14 protein-coding genes and 1 pseudogene are annotated in these 16,098 nt (G+C 73.5%); 6 read left to right on the top strand and 9 right to left on the bottom strand.

Features of this window, described 5'->3' with window-relative positions; translation table 11 throughout:
* Positions 1-190: 190 nt before the first annotated feature.
* The gene (locus tag AB0J08_RS23295; protein ID WP_360637396.1) at positions 191-1,999 is read left to right on the top strand and encodes a serine/threonine-protein kinase; all 1,809 of its coding nucleotides are present in this window, start codon (positions 191-193) and stop codon (positions 1,997-1,999) included.
* Between the two features lie 147 nt (positions 2,000-2,146).
* Here AB0J08_RS23295 and AB0J08_RS23290 read toward each other — a convergent pair.
* Positions 2,147-2,671 (bottom strand): annotated as a pseudogene (locus AB0J08_RS23290) (MOSC domain-containing protein); the annotation flags it as partial.
* A gap of 121 nt (positions 2,672-2,792) precedes the next feature.
* Here AB0J08_RS23290 and AB0J08_RS23285 point away from each other — a divergent pair.
* Complete coding sequence (locus AB0J08_RS23285) at positions 2,793-3,437, top strand: RNA polymerase sigma factor (RefSeq protein ID WP_360637393.1); 645 nt, start codon at positions 2,793-2,795, stop codon at positions 3,435-3,437.
* A complete protein-coding gene (locus AB0J08_RS23280; RefSeq protein WP_360637390.1) occupies positions 3,434-4,216 on the top strand; it encodes a hypothetical protein in 783 nt (260 codons plus the stop codon). Before AB0J08_RS23285 ends, AB0J08_RS23280 begins: the two co-directional genes overlap by 4 nt.
* Positions 4,217-4,380: 164 nt before the next feature.
* Here the strand turns inward: AB0J08_RS23280 and AB0J08_RS23275 are convergent, their stop codons facing one another.
* From AB0J08_RS23275 to AB0J08_RS23260, 4 genes are all read right to left on the bottom strand, one after another.
* Positions 4,381-5,247 carry a GNAT family N-acetyltransferase gene (locus AB0J08_RS23275; RefSeq protein ID WP_360637387.1) on the bottom strand — a complete coding sequence of 289 codons (867 nt, stop codon included), beginning with the start codon at positions 5,245-5,247 and terminating at the stop codon, positions 4,381-4,383.
* 191 nt (positions 5,248-5,438) lie between these two features.
* Positions 5,439-6,290: a PEP/pyruvate-binding domain-containing protein gene (locus AB0J08_RS23270; protein ID WP_360637385.1), complete on the bottom strand. Its 852-nt coding sequence runs from the start codon at positions 6,288-6,290 to the stop codon at positions 5,439-5,441.
* A complete protein-coding gene (locus tag AB0J08_RS23265) occupies positions 6,287-7,981 on the bottom strand; it encodes a PEP-utilizing enzyme (RefSeq protein ID WP_360637382.1) in 1,695 nt (564 codons plus the stop codon). Before AB0J08_RS23265 ends, AB0J08_RS23270 begins: the two co-directional genes overlap by 4 nt.
* Positions 7,982-8,041: 60 nt before the next feature.
* Entirely contained in the window at positions 8,042-8,620 is a 579-nt protein-coding gene (locus AB0J08_RS23260) for a helix-turn-helix domain-containing protein (protein ID WP_360637379.1), read from the bottom strand.
* Between the two features lie 267 nt (positions 8,621-8,887).
* Here AB0J08_RS23260 and AB0J08_RS23255 point away from each other — a divergent pair, with 267 nt between their 5' ends.
* Positions 8,888-10,015 (top strand): NADH:flavin oxidoreductase, encoded by a 1,128-nt coding sequence (locus tag AB0J08_RS23255; protein ID WP_360637376.1) that lies wholly within the window; start codon positions 8,888-8,890, stop codon positions 10,013-10,015.
* A gap of 115 nt (positions 10,016-10,130) precedes the next feature.
* Here AB0J08_RS23255 and AB0J08_RS23250 read toward each other — a convergent pair whose 3' ends face one another.
* Positions 10,131-10,880, bottom strand: a complete 750-nt coding sequence (locus AB0J08_RS23250; protein ID WP_360637373.1) for a DUF4386 domain-containing protein — start codon at positions 10,878-10,880, stop codon at positions 10,131-10,133.
* A 77-nt stretch (positions 10,881-10,957) separates the two neighbouring features.
* On the opposite strand from AB0J08_RS23250, the gene AB0J08_RS23245 reads away from it, so the two are divergent.
* Positions 10,958-11,635 (top strand): TetR/AcrR family transcriptional regulator C-terminal domain-containing protein, encoded by a 678-nt coding sequence (locus AB0J08_RS23245; protein ID WP_360637370.1) that lies wholly within the window; start codon positions 10,958-10,960, stop codon positions 11,633-11,635.
* 171 nt (positions 11,636-11,806) lie between these two features.
* Here AB0J08_RS23245 and AB0J08_RS23240 read toward each other — a convergent pair whose 3' ends face one another.
* Complete coding sequence (locus AB0J08_RS23240; RefSeq protein WP_360637367.1) at positions 11,807-12,742, bottom strand: AraC family transcriptional regulator; 936 nt, start codon at positions 12,740-12,742, stop codon at positions 11,807-11,809.
* A 59-nt stretch (positions 12,743-12,801) separates the two neighbouring features.
* Complete coding sequence (locus AB0J08_RS23235; protein WP_360637364.1) at positions 12,802-13,728, bottom strand: NADP-dependent oxidoreductase; 927 nt, start codon at positions 13,726-13,728, stop codon at positions 12,802-12,804.
* 229 nt (positions 13,729-13,957) lie between these two features.
* Here AB0J08_RS23235 and AB0J08_RS23230 point away from each other — a divergent pair, with 229 nt between their 5' ends.
* Entirely contained in the window at positions 13,958-14,458 is a 501-nt protein-coding gene (locus AB0J08_RS23230) for a carboxymuconolactone decarboxylase family protein (RefSeq protein ID WP_360637361.1), read from the top strand.
* A gap of 103 nt (positions 14,459-14,561) precedes the next feature.
* On the opposite strand, the gene AB0J08_RS23225 is transcribed toward AB0J08_RS23230, so the two are convergent.
* Positions 14,562-16,085, bottom strand: coding sequence for an alpha/beta fold hydrolase (locus tag AB0J08_RS23225; RefSeq protein ID WP_360637358.1), 1,524 nt, complete (start codon positions 16,083-16,085; stop codon positions 14,562-14,564).
* Positions 16,086-16,098 lie beyond the last annotated feature (13 nt).

Raw genomic sequence — 16,098 nt, 5'->3', positions numbered from 1 at the left:
TGGGTGACTGCGGATCAGTGAGCCTCTGCAGGAGGCTGCCCCGGGGTCGGCAGGGTCCGAGCGTGCTGTGATCATCTGATGATGATTCCGCGACCGCGAGCCCGTCCCACGGGAGGTCCCGGACCGATAGCGTTTGCTCCGGGCACGTGAGGCGGGGACGGCCGTGCCGGGCGTCGAGGGGAGCGTGGGCATGCAGCCGCTGACAGCGGACGATCCGCGACAGGTGGGCGAGTACCGGTTGCTGCGGCAGCTCGGTGCGGGCGGCATGGGCCGGGTCTACCTGGGCCGGACCACGGGCGGGCGGACTGTAGCCGTCAAGGTCGTCCGTCGCGATCTGGCCGGGGACCCCGAGTTCCGGGCCCGGTTCCGTCAGGAGGTGGCGGCGGCCCGGCGGGTCAGCGGTACCTGGACGGCACCGGTCCTGGATGCGGACACCGAGGGCGAGCATCCCTGGGTGGCCACCGGCTACGTCGCCGGGCCCGCGCTCACCGCCGCCGTACGGGACTTCGGGCCGCTGCCCGAGCCGGCCGTGCGGACCCTCGGCGTCGGCCTCGCCGAGGCGCTCGCCCATGTGCACGGCCTCGGACTGGTGCACCGGGACGTCAAGCCGTCGAACGTGCTGCTGACGCTGGACGGGCCGCGCCTGATCGACTTCGGCATCGCCCGCGCCCTGGACGCCACCACCGTGCTCACCCAGTCCGGCCAGGTGTTCGGCTCGCCGGGCTTCATGTCGCCGGAGCAGGCGAACGGGCTGCCCGCCGGGCCGGCCGGCGACGTCTTCTCGCTCGGCGCGGTGCTCGCGTACGCGGCGACCGGCACGATGCCGTTCGGCTCCGGGGTGAGCGCGCCCGTCCTCCTCTACCGGGTGCTGCACGAGGAGCCGGACGTCTCCGGGCTGGACGGGCCGCTGCGCGCGATAGTGCGCGACTGCCTGGCCAAGGACCCGTCCGCCCGTCCGACGCCCGGTCAGCTGCGGGAGCGGCTCGACGGCGACGGCGCGGCCGCCGCCCGGCTGGGGCACGGGGACTGGCTGCCGACGGCGCTGGCGGCGGCGGTCGGGCGCAGCGCCGTGCAGTTGCTGGATCTGGAGGGGGAGCGGGAGGCCGGGGCGGGGACGGTCGCGGGGGACGGGGCTGCTGCGGCAGCTCCTGGAACCCGGGCCCCCGCCGAGGTCCGGACGGTTGCCGAGGCGGCGAGGGCGGCGCGAGTGGCCGAGGCGGCGAAGGCTGGACCGGGCGACGGTGTGCCCGGGTTCGGGCCGCCGGCGCCGCCGGGTTTCGGCCCGCCGGCCACAGGGCCGGTCGGACCGTACACACCGCCCCCGCTCCCGCCCCCGCTCCCGACACCGTCGGTACCGGTCACGGCGGCGGGCTACGGGCCGCACCCACAGCCGCGCGGCAAACGGGGGTACGGCGCGCTGGCGGCCGTGCTGGCCGTCGTACTGCTGCTGGGCGGCGGATACCTGCTGACCGAGCGGCTGCGGGATGACGACCGGCAGGCCGATGCTTCCGCCGGCGCGTCGAACCCCGGGCCGACCGCCCCGGCCGCGGGCAGGACGGCGCCCGCCGCCCCGGCTTCGGAGAGCCCTGATCCGGCCGACGACAGCCCCGCGCCCGGCGCCGTCCCCACCGACCCGGGGCCGGGCACCATCCCCACGAAGTTCCTCGGGACGTGGGTCGGCCAGCGCAAGGCCGCCAACGGGGACGTCACCACCGTCACCCTCACCATCGTCCAGTCGGCGCCGAGTGAGGAGAAGAGCAAGATCCGCGCCGAGACGCCGAATACCGGCACCTGGTGCGAGGGTGCGTGGACGCTCAGCGAGGCCGACGAGAGCAAGGCCACCTACGCGTCCCGGGAGACCGGCTCCTCGCCCGGTGACACGTGCATCACCGACAGGTCGATCTACCGCCTGATCACGGCACCGTCGGACGGCACACTCCACTACAGCCCGGACCTGCTCAAGCCGGAGGAGTACATGGTGCTGCGGAGGAAGGGCTGAGGCGCGTTCCGGACCGCACCAGCGGCCCGGGCCTTCGTCGTTTCGCGGGGTCGGCTGGGGCCGGGGGCGGTCTCAGGCTGTCGGTTCGGCGGTGTTGAGGCGGGGGCGCGGGACGCGATCGGTGGCCGGGGCGGTGGCGGCGCGGAGTTCGGACGGTCCCCATGCGCTGACCGTCACGTCGTCGCCGACGGACAGTCGGCCGGCCCGGATCACGGCCGCCTTCACACCGAAGGCGACGCCGCCCTCGGCTGCGCGCCGGTGGGAGGCGAGCGTGCGGAGCGGTTCACGCCCGGTCCGACGCCCTGACCGCTGGTCGACCAGGGTGACGGCGCAGCGGATGGCGAGCTTGGCGTACGCCAGCTCCACCGAACCCACCGTGATGCGTCGCGCGCGGTCCTCGGTGTGGGGGTCTTCCCAGCCGTCCACGACGATGTTCGGGCGGAACCGGCTGATCGGCAGCGGTTCCGCGCCGTCCGCGCCGAGGCGCCGGTTGAGCTCGGCCATGGACGAGCGGGAGACGAGGTGCACCGCGCAGCTGTCGGCGTAGCCCGACGGGCCCGCGACGAGTCCGTCGGTGATCCGGTCGTGCTCGGGCGGCACCCGCACGAGCCGGCTCGGCCCGCCCACGACGCCGGAGAGCCAGGCTGCCACCTCGTCGCCCTGGTCGATGCCCGTACGAGTCGCCGCGGACGTACGCCGGGGCCGGCCCGCTCAACGTCACCCGCCGGCCGGCAACACCGGGTCAGTGACGTGGATCACGGCAACGGCGGGACGCGGCCGGACAGGTGTGGCTGTGGAGAAATCGATACGTGCTCGGGTACGAGCCGGGGATTCGGTGGCGTTCGGGGAGATCTTCGAGGATCACGCCCGCGCGGTGTACCGGCATGCCGTCCGGATGACCGGGGACTGGGCCGTCGCCGAGGACGTGGTCTCACTGACCTTTCTGGAGGCATGGCGCTTGCGCGCGCGGGTCGACCCCGAGGGCGAGAGCCTGCGGCCCTGGCTGCTGGGCATCGCCACCAACGTCATCCGCAACACCCGCCGGGCCGCACGCCGTCATCAGAAGGCACTCGCCAAGCTGCCGCCGCGCGATGTCGCGCCCGACTTCGCGGCCGAGCTGACCGGCCGCATCGCCGACGCCGAGCAACTCGCCGCCGCGAAGGCCGCGCTGGAGCAGCTGCGCCCGGCCGAGCGGGAGGTGTTCGCCCTGTGCGTGTGGGAGGGCCTGGACCACGCGGCCGTCGCCGAGGCGCTCGGCAAGCCGGTCGGGACGGTCCGCTCCCGGCTGTCGCGCGCCCGCACCCGGCTGCGGGAACTCACCGCGAAGGAGATGGCTGCGACTCGCTCCGCAAGACGTGTGCAACGCACGGACACCGACGGACAGGTAACAGGTGACCGCGAACACGTGGTCCGGTCGACCAGGGAGACGATCCGATGACTGCCACCCCCCGGCACCGGTCGCAGCAGGCCGAGCAGGAGGAACTGGCCCGGATGCTGCCGGCCGCAGCCGACCCGGAGCTCTCCCTTCGCCGCCACCTCCTTCTGAAGGAACACCTGATGGACACCGTGACCGAGAACTCTCGGCGCTCGGCCAAGCGCCGGACCCTGGCCCTGCGCGTGGCGCTCCCGCTGGGCCTGGCCGCCACCGTGGCCGGGGTCGCTCTCACCTCTGGGACCGGCCGCTCCGTCGCGCCCAACCCGGGCGTTGCCGCCGCCGGGGGCCAGTCGCCGGGCAGTATCACCAACGCGGCCTACACCCTGCAGAGCAGCAGCGACGACCTCGTCAAGCTCACGATCCTCGACTGGTACCAGCCGGTCGACACGACCCAACTGCAGCATGATCTGGACCGGTTCGGTGTCCGCAGCCGTGTCTACGCCGGCGAGCCCGGCTGCCACGCCCCCGAGCCGGAGTCGCCCTCCTACCCGCCGGACGCCGCGGTCGAGGCGGACCGTCAGGGCAGCCAGGGCCGACTGTCCTACTACGGCTGGGACATGGGCTCGGAAGGTCTCAAGGAAGTCCTCACCATCCGCCCCAGCGCCATCCCTGCCGACCTACAGCTCTTCATCTACCTCCCCCTCGCCAAGACGGACCCTGCCAACGGCTCCCGCGAGCTGCAGGCCGGTCTCATGAAGAGTCCCGCCCCCAGCTGCATGCCCAGCAAGACCTACGACAACCCGCTGGCCAGCCTGTACCCGACACCGGCACCGACGCACTGAGCCTGCCGGCACCCCGCTATCGGCGTAACGTCCGCTGGGAAGACCGTGTCAGCGCCCCGGCCGGGCCGCACGCGGTGCGGACTGCCACCGGACCGCACCCGGCTTCCCGACGGACGTGCCGCCGCAACGGACCGCCTTCTTGACCCAGGGCCGCCTGAGCATCTTCAGGCGGGTCGGCTGACGTCCAGGCGTTCGGGCGCCGGTTCGAATCCTGCCGCCCGGTAGGTGGCGACGGCGGCGGCGTTCGAGCTCGGGGTGCAGACGAGTGCGCTTGATGCACCCATGTCCCGCAGTGTGGCAGCGGCGGCGGCGCAGATCGCGGCGCCGTGGCCGTGTCCGCGATGGTCGGCGTGGACGCCCATCGGTTCCAGCAGGCCGGGCCTGCCGGGGCCGGCCGACCAGACCGTCACGGCGGCCACCGCGTTCTGCTGGTCGTCGTAGCCGATCAGGCAGCGGGCGTCGGCGTAGACCGGTCCGGCAGCGAGGACGTGCCAGACCTCCTCGGTGAACCTCGGGCTGCCGAACGCCGAGCGGTGCACCGCGGTCCGCACCTTCGCCGTCTCGGGGCCGGCCACCTCGATTCGCAGGTCGGAGTCCTTCGCCGGCTCGGAGAGGTCGTGGCGCAGCGGCGTCCACGGCTCGTCCAGATTCCAGCCCGCCTCCAGGAGGACCTCGCGGAGCCGTGCACCGCTGGGGACCTCGAGGCCGACCTTCCCGGGCGGCAGGACACCGCGCTCCGGATCATCGAGGTCCGCCGCCAACTGACGGGCCAGGTCCTCGTCCTGTCGCAGGTCCGGCGCGGTCGTCAGGCGCAGCACATCGGGGGCGTCCAGGTATCCGACGGCGATGATCCGCCCGTCCGCGCTCCAGGTGCGGACGGCCGCGGCCAGCCGCTCCGCGCCCAGCGCCCAAGCCCAGCCGAGGTCCCCCGGATGGAGTTGCAGCGGCGTCCGGTCGTCCTGCCATGCGCGGAGCGCGTCCACGACCCCGGTCAGCCCGTCGACGCCGGGCTCGCTCAAAACGATCGTCATGTCCCCGCATCCCACCCCATCGCGGTGACCGGCCGCACCCGATTATTCTCTGGTGGGAGGAGAGGGTGAGCCTCGACGGGCTGCATCGATGGCTTCTCGCCGATCTGCTGACCGGCGGCAGCGACTTCCCCTCCGCGGAGCGACATCGCTGGTCGGCACCCCTGGAGTGGCCCGACCGACGCGCTCGGCCGCTATCCGGCGGACCCGGTCAGCGGCCGCCGTTGCAACAGGTACAGGTGTCCGTCCGCGAAGGCCCACTCGATGTCCTGCGGTCCGCCGAAGACCTGTGCGCAGCGGGCGGCCAGGTCGCGCAGCTCGGCGAGTTGCGCGTCGTCGAGGCAGAGCGCTCGGACGCGTTCGGGTGGGACGGCGACCTGGCTGGTGCCGCCGAGCGGTGAGGGCCGAACGGCGATGTCCTTCACTCCCGGGACGCGTTCCCGCACCTGGCCGGTGCCGTCGATCCGGTAGCGGTCCGGGACGACCAGGCCTTCGACCACCGACTCGCCCAGGCCCCAGCTCGCCTCGACCACCACGGCTTCGGAACCGTCGAGCGGATCGCGGGTGAACAGGACACCGGCGCAGTCGGCCGCCACCAGGGCCTGTACGACGACCGCGATACGCGGTTGCCCCGCCAGCCCGAGCCGGCGGCGGTAGGCGAGCGCGCCTGGGGAGCGGGCGGACTCCCGTACGGCCCGGACCGCGTCGGCCAACGCCTCGGGAGTGTTCACGTTGAGGCAACTGAGGTGCTGGCCGGCGAAGCTCGCCCGGGCGGAATCCTCGCCGGGGGCCGAGGAGCGCACTGCCAGCGGCCGGCCCGGTGCCGAGGATCCGCCGAGAAGTCGGTCGACCGCCGATCGCAGCGCCTCCTGTGCGGCGGTGGCGCCCTCGGCGATCGCGTCCACGAATGGCCAGGAGAGGGCGAGGCCCGGCGGCACCGGCAGTCCGGAGCGGACGGCGGAGGCAAGGTTCGCGGCCTTGCCACCGTACCGGGCCTCTCCCGTCGCGGACCCTAGCGGCACCACCTCGGCGGGCGAGGTCCTCATGACACGACCGCCACTTCGCCGGCCCGGCCGTCGACCCGGACCCGGGCTCCGTCGGGGAGTACCGCAGTGGCATCCGTACAGCCGACCACTCCCGGGATCGCGAACTCCCGAGCGACGATGGCCGCGTGTGACAGCGCCCCGCCGCGGTCGGTGACGATCGCACCGAGCAGCGGCAGGACGATGTTGAAGGCCGTCGTGGTCGCATTGGTCACCAGGACGTCGCCCGGCTGAAGCCGCCCGAACTCCGCCACATCGTGGATGACTCGTGCGGTGCCCTCGTAGACCCCGGGGCACGCGCCCAGACCGTGCACGGTCCGTCCCACGGTACGTGCCGCGGGGGTTCCGAACATCGCCTGGACCACCGCTCCGAGGCCCCGCTCCAGTCGTGCGGCAGCCGGCGGCAGCCACTGCGGTGGCAGCGGATCGCCCGGGGGCGGCCCGAGAAGCGGTGGGGCGTCGGAGTACCGGGCATGTTCCCGGTAGCGGGCGCGGTCGGCCAGTTCGGCGGGGTCCGGCCCGGCGCCGGTACGGACCAGTTCGCGCAGCTCGATGTAGCCGGCCTCGACCAGATGGGCGGGGTCGGTGATCCGTCCGCTCCGGGCGAGTCTCCGGCCGACGGCCAGGATGGCGCGGCGGGTGAGGCCGACGGCCGGGAGGTCGGCGGACGATCCGCGTTCGTCGCGCAGCCGGGACACCAGCCGGGCCTCGGCGAGCAGTTCGTCGAAACGGCCGCGGTGCGGCGGGGGCACGGCACTACGCAGCTCGGCTGCCGTGTCGGCTGCCCACTCCTCGTTCGCGGTCGGCGGACCGGCCGCCGCGGTACGGATGGCACTGACCACGAGACCGGGCATCTCCAGGACGCAAGGGTCCCCGACGTCCTCGCCGTTGACGGGACGCCAGCCCACCTGGTCGAGGTACGCGGCGGCCGCGGCGCCGGTCGGGCCCGGTAGCGCGCGCAGCGAATCCAGCAGCCGGGCGGGCTCGATGGACGCGCCGAAGAGCTTGCGCGCCTCGGGGTCGGCGGTGACCGCCGCGGTCAGCCGCGCGAGCTCCTCGCCGGCCGCCAACGGGTCCGAGCTCGATCCGGCCAGCGGCGCGAGAATCTCCGCCGGAGTCCGGCTGGTCCACTCCTGACAGTGCGCCAGGAAGTCGCCCATCGGCAGCAGAGCGGGCATGTTGAACAGATGGTGCAGGTAGCAGGCCCTCCGCTGGTGCTCGCGGCAGCGGTCGAGGTGGGCCAGCAGGTCCGCGTCGTCCAGGGCGGCCGGCTCCACCCGCAGCAGCACCCGGTGGTCGGCGAGCAGCGACGGCTTCACCTCGCTGTCCCAGCGGCGGAGGTCTTCGCGCCACAGTCGCCGCTCGAAGACCGTCGCGCTGGTCGCCAGCCGTTCCCGGATACGCGGGTCGTCGGCCGCGATGCGCTCCCACACTTCGTGCGGCGGGTGGTCCGAGACGTCCGGCGGCGCGCCCATCGGCCGGGGGCAGTAGTAGCTGAAGCCGTTGACGAACGCCCAGTCGAGACGCTCCAGCAGCGAGCCGTACCGGCGCAGGCCGTCGCCGAAGCCCCGGCCGAACTCGGCCGGGAAGATCTCGGCGTGGAAGCGGGTGGCAGGGCGGGTGAAGTGAGTGGCATCGAGGGACCAACTGCCCGGTCCCGGAGGGGCGAATGCGGGTGCGGCGGCGATACTCATGGCTTCTTCCTCCTCGCCGCTCGAATGGTTCGACTGACCAGGTGACACTGACCGGGTGACTCAGGTGGCGGCTGCGCCTGCCGGCCCCTCTGGATCGCGCTTGAGAGCATCGGTGAGCACCCGGACCGCCCAGGCGGCCGCCTCGCCGGCCTCGGCTCCGTCGAGTCCTGTCTGCTCACGCATGGCCTGCCAGGCCGGTGCGCTCACCAGCAGGTAGAGGACCGCGACCGCGCGCCGCCGGGCCGTCGGGGAGGCCGCGTCGGTGACCTCGGCAAGCGCCGTCTCCACCGAGCGGAACCGGTGGGCCCGGCCCTGGCGCCGAAGCGGCAGGGCCGCCTTGAGGTTCAGCAGGGCCAGGATGAGTGCCTCGTGCTCGTCATACGAGCGGTAGAGCTCCGGAGTCAGGCGGCGAAGCCCTTCGAGGGTGTCCGGATAGGACAGCATGAGCACGTGGAGGTTTTCCTGGGCCCACTCGTTCCACGCCACGAAGAGTTCTTCCCGGGTCGGGAAGTGGCGGTAGACGGTGCGGACGGCAATCTTCGCGCGCCTTGCGACGAGCGGGACGGTGAGCTCTTCCACGGTCTCATCGGCGATGGCTTCGGTCAGTGCCGTGAAGATCCGCTGGCGGGTCTGCTCCATCTGCTCGGCCCGCAGCGGGCTCTCGTACCGACGTCCCTCATTCATGACACGTTGACGGTACTCCAATACATGCCAAACTGTCAATAAACGGGCAAATCATCCATCCGGCTCAAACAAGGGCCTCAGCCGGCGCGACTCGGGCGCGGGGGTGTGCCCTGGATCACAGGGCGGCTTTCCGGGCGGGCGAAATGCCCCGGGCGCCGGGACGGTTGGCACCTGCAGACATTCAATGCACGTGCACATACCGTCTGGTAACGAGGAACATCCATGACCATCACCGCGTCCTCCGCCTCCCGCGCGGCCGAGATCCTCTCCCGGCCCGTCGCGCTGAACGGCCTGACCGTCCCGAACCGCATCGTGATGGCGCCGATGACGCGCATGTTCTCCCCGGGCGGCGTCCCCGGCGAGGACGTGCAGGCGTACTACGCCCGGCGCGCCGCCGCGGGCGTGGGCCTGATCCTCACGGAGGGGACCTACGTCGGCCACGAGTCGGCCGGGCAGAGCGACCGGGTGCCGCGGTTCCACGGCGAGGAGCAGCTGGCGGGCTGGGCGAAGGTCGCCGAGGCGGTCCACGCGGCCGGCGGGACGATCATGCCGCAGCTGTGGCACATCGGCATGGTGCGCAAGCAGGGCGAGCCGCCCTTCGCCGACGCCCCCGCCGTCGGCCCCTCCGGCCTGCGCCTGGACGGCACCGAGGGCACCGGCAAGGCGATGACCCGGAGTGATCTGGACGACGTCATCGGCGCCTTCGCCGAGGCCGCCGCGGCCGCCGAGCGCACCGGCTTCGACGGCGTCGAGCTGCACGGCGCCCACGGCTACCTGCTCGACCAGTTCCTGTGGGCGGCGACGAACCGCCGGACCGACGCCTACGGCGGCGACCACGCGGACCGTACGAAGTTCGCGGCCGAGATCGTGGCCGCCGTCCGCGAGGCCGTCTCGCCCGACTTCCCGGTGGTCTTCCGCTACTCGCAGTGGAAGCAGGAGGCCTACGACGCCAGGCTCGCCGAGACCCCGGAGGAGCTGGAGGCCGTCCTGGCGCCGCTCGCCGCGGCCGGCGTCGACGTCTTCCACGCCTCCACCCGCCGCTACTGGCAGCCGGAGTTCGAGGGTTCGGACCTCAACCTGGCGGGCTGGACGAAGAAGCTCACCGGCCGGCCCACCATCACCGTCGGCTCGGTCGGCCTCGACGGCGACGTCATCCGCGCCTTCGCGGGCGAGGGCGCCCAGGTCCAGGGCATCGACGAGCTCCTCGACCGCCTGGAGCGCGACGAGTTCGACCTGGTCGCCGTCGGTCGCGCGCTGCTCCAGGACCCGCAGTGGGCGGCGAAGGTCCTGGCGGGCCGGTTCGACGAGCTGAAGCCGTACGACGTGGCGGCCCTGAAGACCCTGAGCTAGCGGACCCCGCGCCGCGGGTTTGGGAGGACGCCGCGGGCAGAAGGCCCGGACCGTTGCGACGGTCCGGGCCTTCGCCGTCCCACCGGTGGTGCGGGGGACGGCGGGGGACGGCGGGTCAGTGGGCGACGGCGTCCGCGGCACGGGAGTCGCGGGCGACGGCGTCCGCGTCCGCGTCCGCGGCACGGGAGCCGCGGGAGCCACGGAAGCCCCGGAGGACGAGCCAGCCGGCGAGGGAGAGCTCCCAGGCGAAGACCGGCAGGGCCGCGGCCGCTCCGGGACCGGAGAGCTGCCCGTAGAGCCCGAACCACACGGCCACGGCGGAGGCGCAGATCAACGGCCCGCCCACCAGCCCCAGGGCGGTGATCGTCCGCGGCACGACCCGGGCCCGGTGGAGGAGCAGGGCCAGCAGCAGGGTGTTGACGCCGAGGATCAGGTTGGGCCCGAGCAGGAACGTCCAGTCGTGGACCGCGAGGAGTGCCCTGGCCGCCGTGACGGAGGCCCCGGCGTCCGACGGAGCCGCGTCCCGGCGGAGCGTCACCACCGCGAGCACCGCGACCAGACCGAGGATGATCACGACCGCCTCCAGCAGCCGGGCGCAGACATAGCCGAGGGCGATCCCCTCGTGCTGGCGCCGCAGCACCGGAAAGAGCGTCACCCCGGTGCCCGCCACCGCCAGGGCCAGCACCACTTCGCACAGCGCCCCGAGCAGCACCCGGTTGTCGGCGCCCGCACCCAGCACGTAGTCCGCGCCGCCCAGCACCGGGCGGTAGAGCGCCACCCCGGCGATGGCGGCGACCTCGGTCACCAGGAACAACACGCCCGCCGCGATGCCGTTGCGTCTGTCCGCGCCTCTGTCTGCGTTCATTCGGAGCTCCCCACCCGGTCCAGGTGTACGGCGTACACCTGGTGCTGACCATAGGCGTACGCCGTACACTCGTCAAGATGAAGCAGTCAGCGGACGGAGCGCGGCGGGCGCCGCTCAGCCGGGAACGGGTCCTGCGCGCGGCGGTGTCGTTCGCCGACGGCGCCGGGACGGACGCGATCAGCATGCGCAAGCTCGCCCAGGAGCTGGGCGTCGTGCCGATGGCGCTCTACAAGCACGTGGCCAACAAGGACGAACTCCTCGACGGCATGGTGGATCTGGTCGTCGGCGAGATCGGCCCACCCGGGGCGGGCGAGTGGCGGCTCACGATGCGCGCGCACATCCTCGCCGCGCGCCGGGTCCTGCTGCGCCACCCCTGGGCCGCCGGCGTGATCCAGTCCCGCACCAGTCCGACCCCGGCCGTGCTCGGCCACCTCGACTCCATGGCCCGCCTGTTCCGGGCCGGCGGCTTCTCCGTCTCCCTCACCCACCACGCCATGCACGCCATGGGCAGCCGGCTGCTGGGCTTCAGCCAGGAACTGTTCGACGACACCGCCGCCACCCCCGACCCGGCGCTCCTCCAGCAGCTGGCGCGCGCCTACCCCCACATCGCGGAACTGGCCGGAGCCGTCGGACACGACGCGGCGTCGACCGTCGGCAACTGCGACGACCAGGCCGAGTTCGAGTTCGCGCTGGACCTGCTCCTGGGCGGACTCGAACGCCTGAGGGCGGCCGAGAGCGTCGGCCGCGGCACATAGTCGTCCACCCGACGTGCGGTGCGTTCGACGCGCCGCCCCAAGGGAGTTCGGTCCACGTTCCGCATAGGCCTCACTGCTTCGACGCCCTCGCCACCCGGCGCACCCGGCCGGCCGTGACCGAGGAGGTGGCCGGGAGTTCGCCGCACGGCGGGGCGGGGCGCTCCGGTGCCCTCAGGCGGCGCGGGCGGTGCGGCGGTAGCTGCCGGGCGGTTGGCCGTACTCCCGCTTGAAGGCCTTGGCGAAGGCGTACTCGGAGCCGTAGCCGGTCCGGGCGGCGACCGTGGTCAGCGGGGCCTCGGACTCGCGCAGGAGGGTCGCGGCGGTGGTCAGGCGCCAGCGGGTCAGGTAGGCCATCGGCGGTTCGCCGACGAGCGTGGTGAAGCGGCGGGCGAAGGCAGCGCGGGACAGTCCGGCCCGGCCGGCCAGGGACTCGACCGTCCACGGCGCCGACGGGTCCTCGTGGATGGCGGTCAGGGCCGGTGCGACGGCGGAGTCGCCGAGCGCGGCGGCCCAGCCGGCGGCGGCCGCGGGCGGCTGGTCCTCGAACCAGGCGCGCAGGATGTAGAGGAGCAGCGAGTCGATCAGGGCCGGGACGATGCCGGCCGATCCGATCCGGGGCTTCTCCAGCTCGGTGCCGAGGAGTTGGACCGCCGCGCTCAGCTCGGGGTGGCGGCCGTGCCGGGTGGGCAGGTGGACGACCTCGGGCAGTTGGCGGACCAGCGGGTGCGGACGGCCCTGGTCCAGGTGGTAGTTGCCGCACAGCAGGCTGGTGCGGGGGCCGTCGCCGCCGAGCGTGACCAGGCCGATCGGCGACCCCGGCCGGTACTGGTCGGGGCGCTCCTCCTCGGCCGGGGTGGTGGGATGGTCGGCGAGGATGTGGCCGCGGCCGTCCCGCAGGAAGACCACGTCGCCGGGGCTGAGCGCGATCGGCTCCGTACCGGGCGCGTCCTCCAGGGGGACCAGCCAGCACGTCCCGTACAGCACCACGTGGAACCCGGCGCCGGCGACCGGGGGGAGGCGCAGGCCCCAGGGGGCGCGGCCCTCGGTGCGTACGGACGTGGGCTGCCCCGTCCGCATCGAACTCAGCGCCTCGGTCAGGATGTCCAACGCCTTCCCCCACTTCCCCGTACGTCCGACGCGTTCGGCCTTCCACCTTAGGGGCGCGGTCAGGCGACGGTCAGGACGACCTTGCCCTGCACCCGGCCGGACCCGACCAGTTCGTGGGCCTTGCCGGCCTCGGCCAGCGGGAAGGTCTCGCTGACGTGCGGGCGGATGCGGCCCGCGTCGACGAGTGCGGTGATGGCCTCCAGCGAGGCGTAGTCGGGCTCGACCGAGACGCCTGCGAAGTGCCGGCCGGCGGCCTCGATCCGGGCGGCGAGCTCCTGGTTCCAGTGCTCCATGATGCTGACCAGGGTGCCGCCGGGGCGCAGCACCGCCAGGGCACGTTCGCCCTCGGACGAGGAGTCGAAGACGACGTCGACGTCGCGGACCGCCTCGGTGTAGTCGGTGGTCCGGTAGTCGATCACCTCGTCGGCGCCCAGGCCGCGCACGAACGCGTGCTTGGCCTCGCTCGCCAGGGCGATGACGTGGGCGCCCCGGGCCTTCGCGATCTGCACCGCGAAGTGGCCGACGCCGCCGGCCGCGCGGTGGACCAGTACCCGCTGCCCCTCGGTCACCCGGGCCGCGTCGACCAGCCCCTGCCAGGCGGTGAGGGCGGCGAGCGGAACGGCGGCGGCGTGCACGTGGTCGAGCGTCGCGGGCTTGCGGGCCACCTGTCGCGAGGGGACGGCGACGTACTCGGCGTAGCCGGTGGCCGCGCGGGGGAAGAACGGCATGCCGTAGACCTCGTCGCCCGGCTTGAACCGGGCCCCCGGACCGGCCTCCTCGACGACGCCCGAGATGTCCCAGCCGACGCCGAACGGCGGCTCGCCGAGCAGCGGGTAGGCGCCCGAACGGACGGCCACGTCCACCGGGTTGACGGCACTCGCGTGGACCCGGACCAGGACCTCGCCGCCGAGCGGGGTCGGGCGCTCGATCTCGACGGTCTCCAGAACCTCGGGGCCGCCGAAGGACTGCTGGGTGACTGCGCGCATGGGAGGACTGCCTTCCTGGCTCGTCCGGCCCTCGTTCGGCCGGTTGCTGTTGTCCCCAACCCTAGGAAGATCCGACGAGCCGATGAATATCCTCCAGTCTTCGGAAGATGTCCCAGCGTCTTGCGGCGCGGGCGGCCCGCACAACCGTCACCCGCGGCCGGAATTGACCCACGGAGGGGCCGCCGGAATGCCCTTCCGAACAGGTCTCCCGCCTTCTAGATTCATGATCATGACGAACGCCACCGCACCCGCACCCGCCGCCACCTCTGCCCGGGCTCCCCGGATCAACTTCGCCAAGGCCGCCCCGGCGGCCTTCAAGGCCCTGATCGGCTTCGACGCCGCCGCCCGCGAGGGCCTCGACCCGGCGCTCGTCGAACTGGTCCAGATCCGCGCCTCGCAACTCAACGGGTGCGCGTACTGCCTGCACCTGCACACCTCGGACGCGCGCAAGGCCGGTGAGAGCGAGGAGCGGCTGCACCTGGTCGCCGTCTGGCAGGACGCCGCGCACTTCTTCACCGAGCAGGAGCAGGCCGCCCTCGCGCTGACCGAGGCCGTCACGCTGATCGGGCAGGCGGGCCTGCCCGACGACGTGTACGCGAGGGCCGCCGCCCAGTTCACCGAGGAGGAGCTGGCCCGCCTGCTGGCCCTGGTCCTCACCATCAACACCTGGAACCGGATCGCCCTCAGCACCGCCAAGGTGCCCGGCACCGACGAGCGCGTGGCGCACTGACGCGGCGTGCTGGCGCGGCGCACCGACGTGACGTACAGATGTGGCGCACCGACGCGACCCCACGCGTGGGCGCCCGGCGGCGCCCACCCGGGGGCCGGGCGGATCAGGGGCGGAGGTGGCCGAGGACGGAGCGGAAGGCCCGCTCGATGGCCTCGCGCGACTCGTCCGTCGGGTCGAGGGTGTCGAACCCGTGGTGGCCGTGCGGGACATCGATCACTTCGAGGTCCGTCTGCCGCGCTTCGGCCTCGGCCACGAACGCCTCGACCGTCGCGGCGATCTCGGCGACCTCCAGGCCCACGCGGGTCAGCACGACGGGCAGCCGGCCGGCCCCGGCCAGGGCGACCGCCGGGCGGAACCGGCTGTCCACGACGTGCCAGCCGGGCAGCGGCGCGAGGACGGGGTAGGTCGCGGCGAGGCAGCGCAGCCAGGACGGGGGCGCGGACAGCCAGTCCGCCGAGAGCAGACTGCCGCCGGAGAAGAACCAGAGGGCGATGCGGTCGCCGTCGACGCGCGGGTCGGCGCGGAGCAGTTCGACGGCGTCGGCGACGTCCTGCGCGGCGAGCGGGTAGTCGGCGAGGGAGTGCAGCCGGTGGTCCAGGGTCGCGCCGATCACGCCCCGGCTCGCCGCGTACCGGCCGTGGCCGACGTAGGTCGTCCAGTCCCTCGGGGTGGGCTGCAGGCCCTCGGGGACGGGGCCGCCGTGGACGAACAGCACCGCCGGCCGCGGCGCCCCCGCCTCGACGAGGTCCGACGGCAGGTGGAGGTCCACCCGGCCGACGCGCTCACGGGCCTGCTCGGGCACGTCCAGCACGAACGGGCGGAGGTAGCCGGGCTGCTCCTCCGTCGGGGGCGCGGTCAGCCGGTGGCCCTCGCCGGCGGCGGCGCGGAGCAGGAGGTCGGCCAGGTCGTCGGGGCGGGAGAGCATCGGCCAGTGGCCGGTGTCCAGGTCGAAGAAGCCCACCCGGGGGTCGGCCAGCGCCTTGAGCTGCGGCATGCCCAGCGTCATCAGACCTTCCAGCTTGGCGATGCTCATCCCGCTCGCGGTGCAGAAGATGCCCGAGGTCGGCACCGCCGCGAGCGCCCCCGACAGCCGGAGCGGCTGGGTGAAGGTGGCGCTCGGCTGCGGCGAGGCGAGGTCGGTCAGCCGGGCCAGCGCCTCCTCCGAGAGCCCGGCGGTGCTCCCCCAGCGCTGCCACGCGTCGGCGGCCGGCGGGGCGATCCGCCAGTCGTCCCCCTCCGGTCCCGCCGGGTTCAGCAGCCGCCCCCGCACCTCCTCGTCGGGAACCGACTGGAGTGCGGCGTCACCGTCCTGGGGCATGCCCGCGTCCAGGTAGACGATCCGGGCGATCCGCTCCGGGCGCCGATCGGCCGCGCCCAGCACGGGGTGGATGCCGTAGTCGTGGCCGACGAGCACCACCTCCGGCGCGTCCGTCTCGTCGATCAGCCGCAGCACGTCGTCGATGTGCGTCTCCAGACCCGTGTCCGGGCCGGCCAGGTGACGGCGGTCCCCCAGGCCGGTGAGCGTCGCCGGGGACACCTCGGCCCCGGACTCCCGCAGCCTGGCGGCCACCTCCCGCCAGACCTGGCCACCGGTGAAGGGACCCGACACCAGTACGAACGTCGTCATGATCATCTCCTCG

The sequence above is a fragment of the Kitasatospora sp. NPDC050463 genome, assembly GCF_040655255.1.
Taxonomy (GTDB): domain Bacteria; phylum Actinomycetota; class Actinomycetes; order Streptomycetales; family Streptomycetaceae; genus Kitasatospora.
Note: the sequence above shows the minus strand (reverse complement) of the source record. Positions and strands in the feature narration are given on the sequence as shown.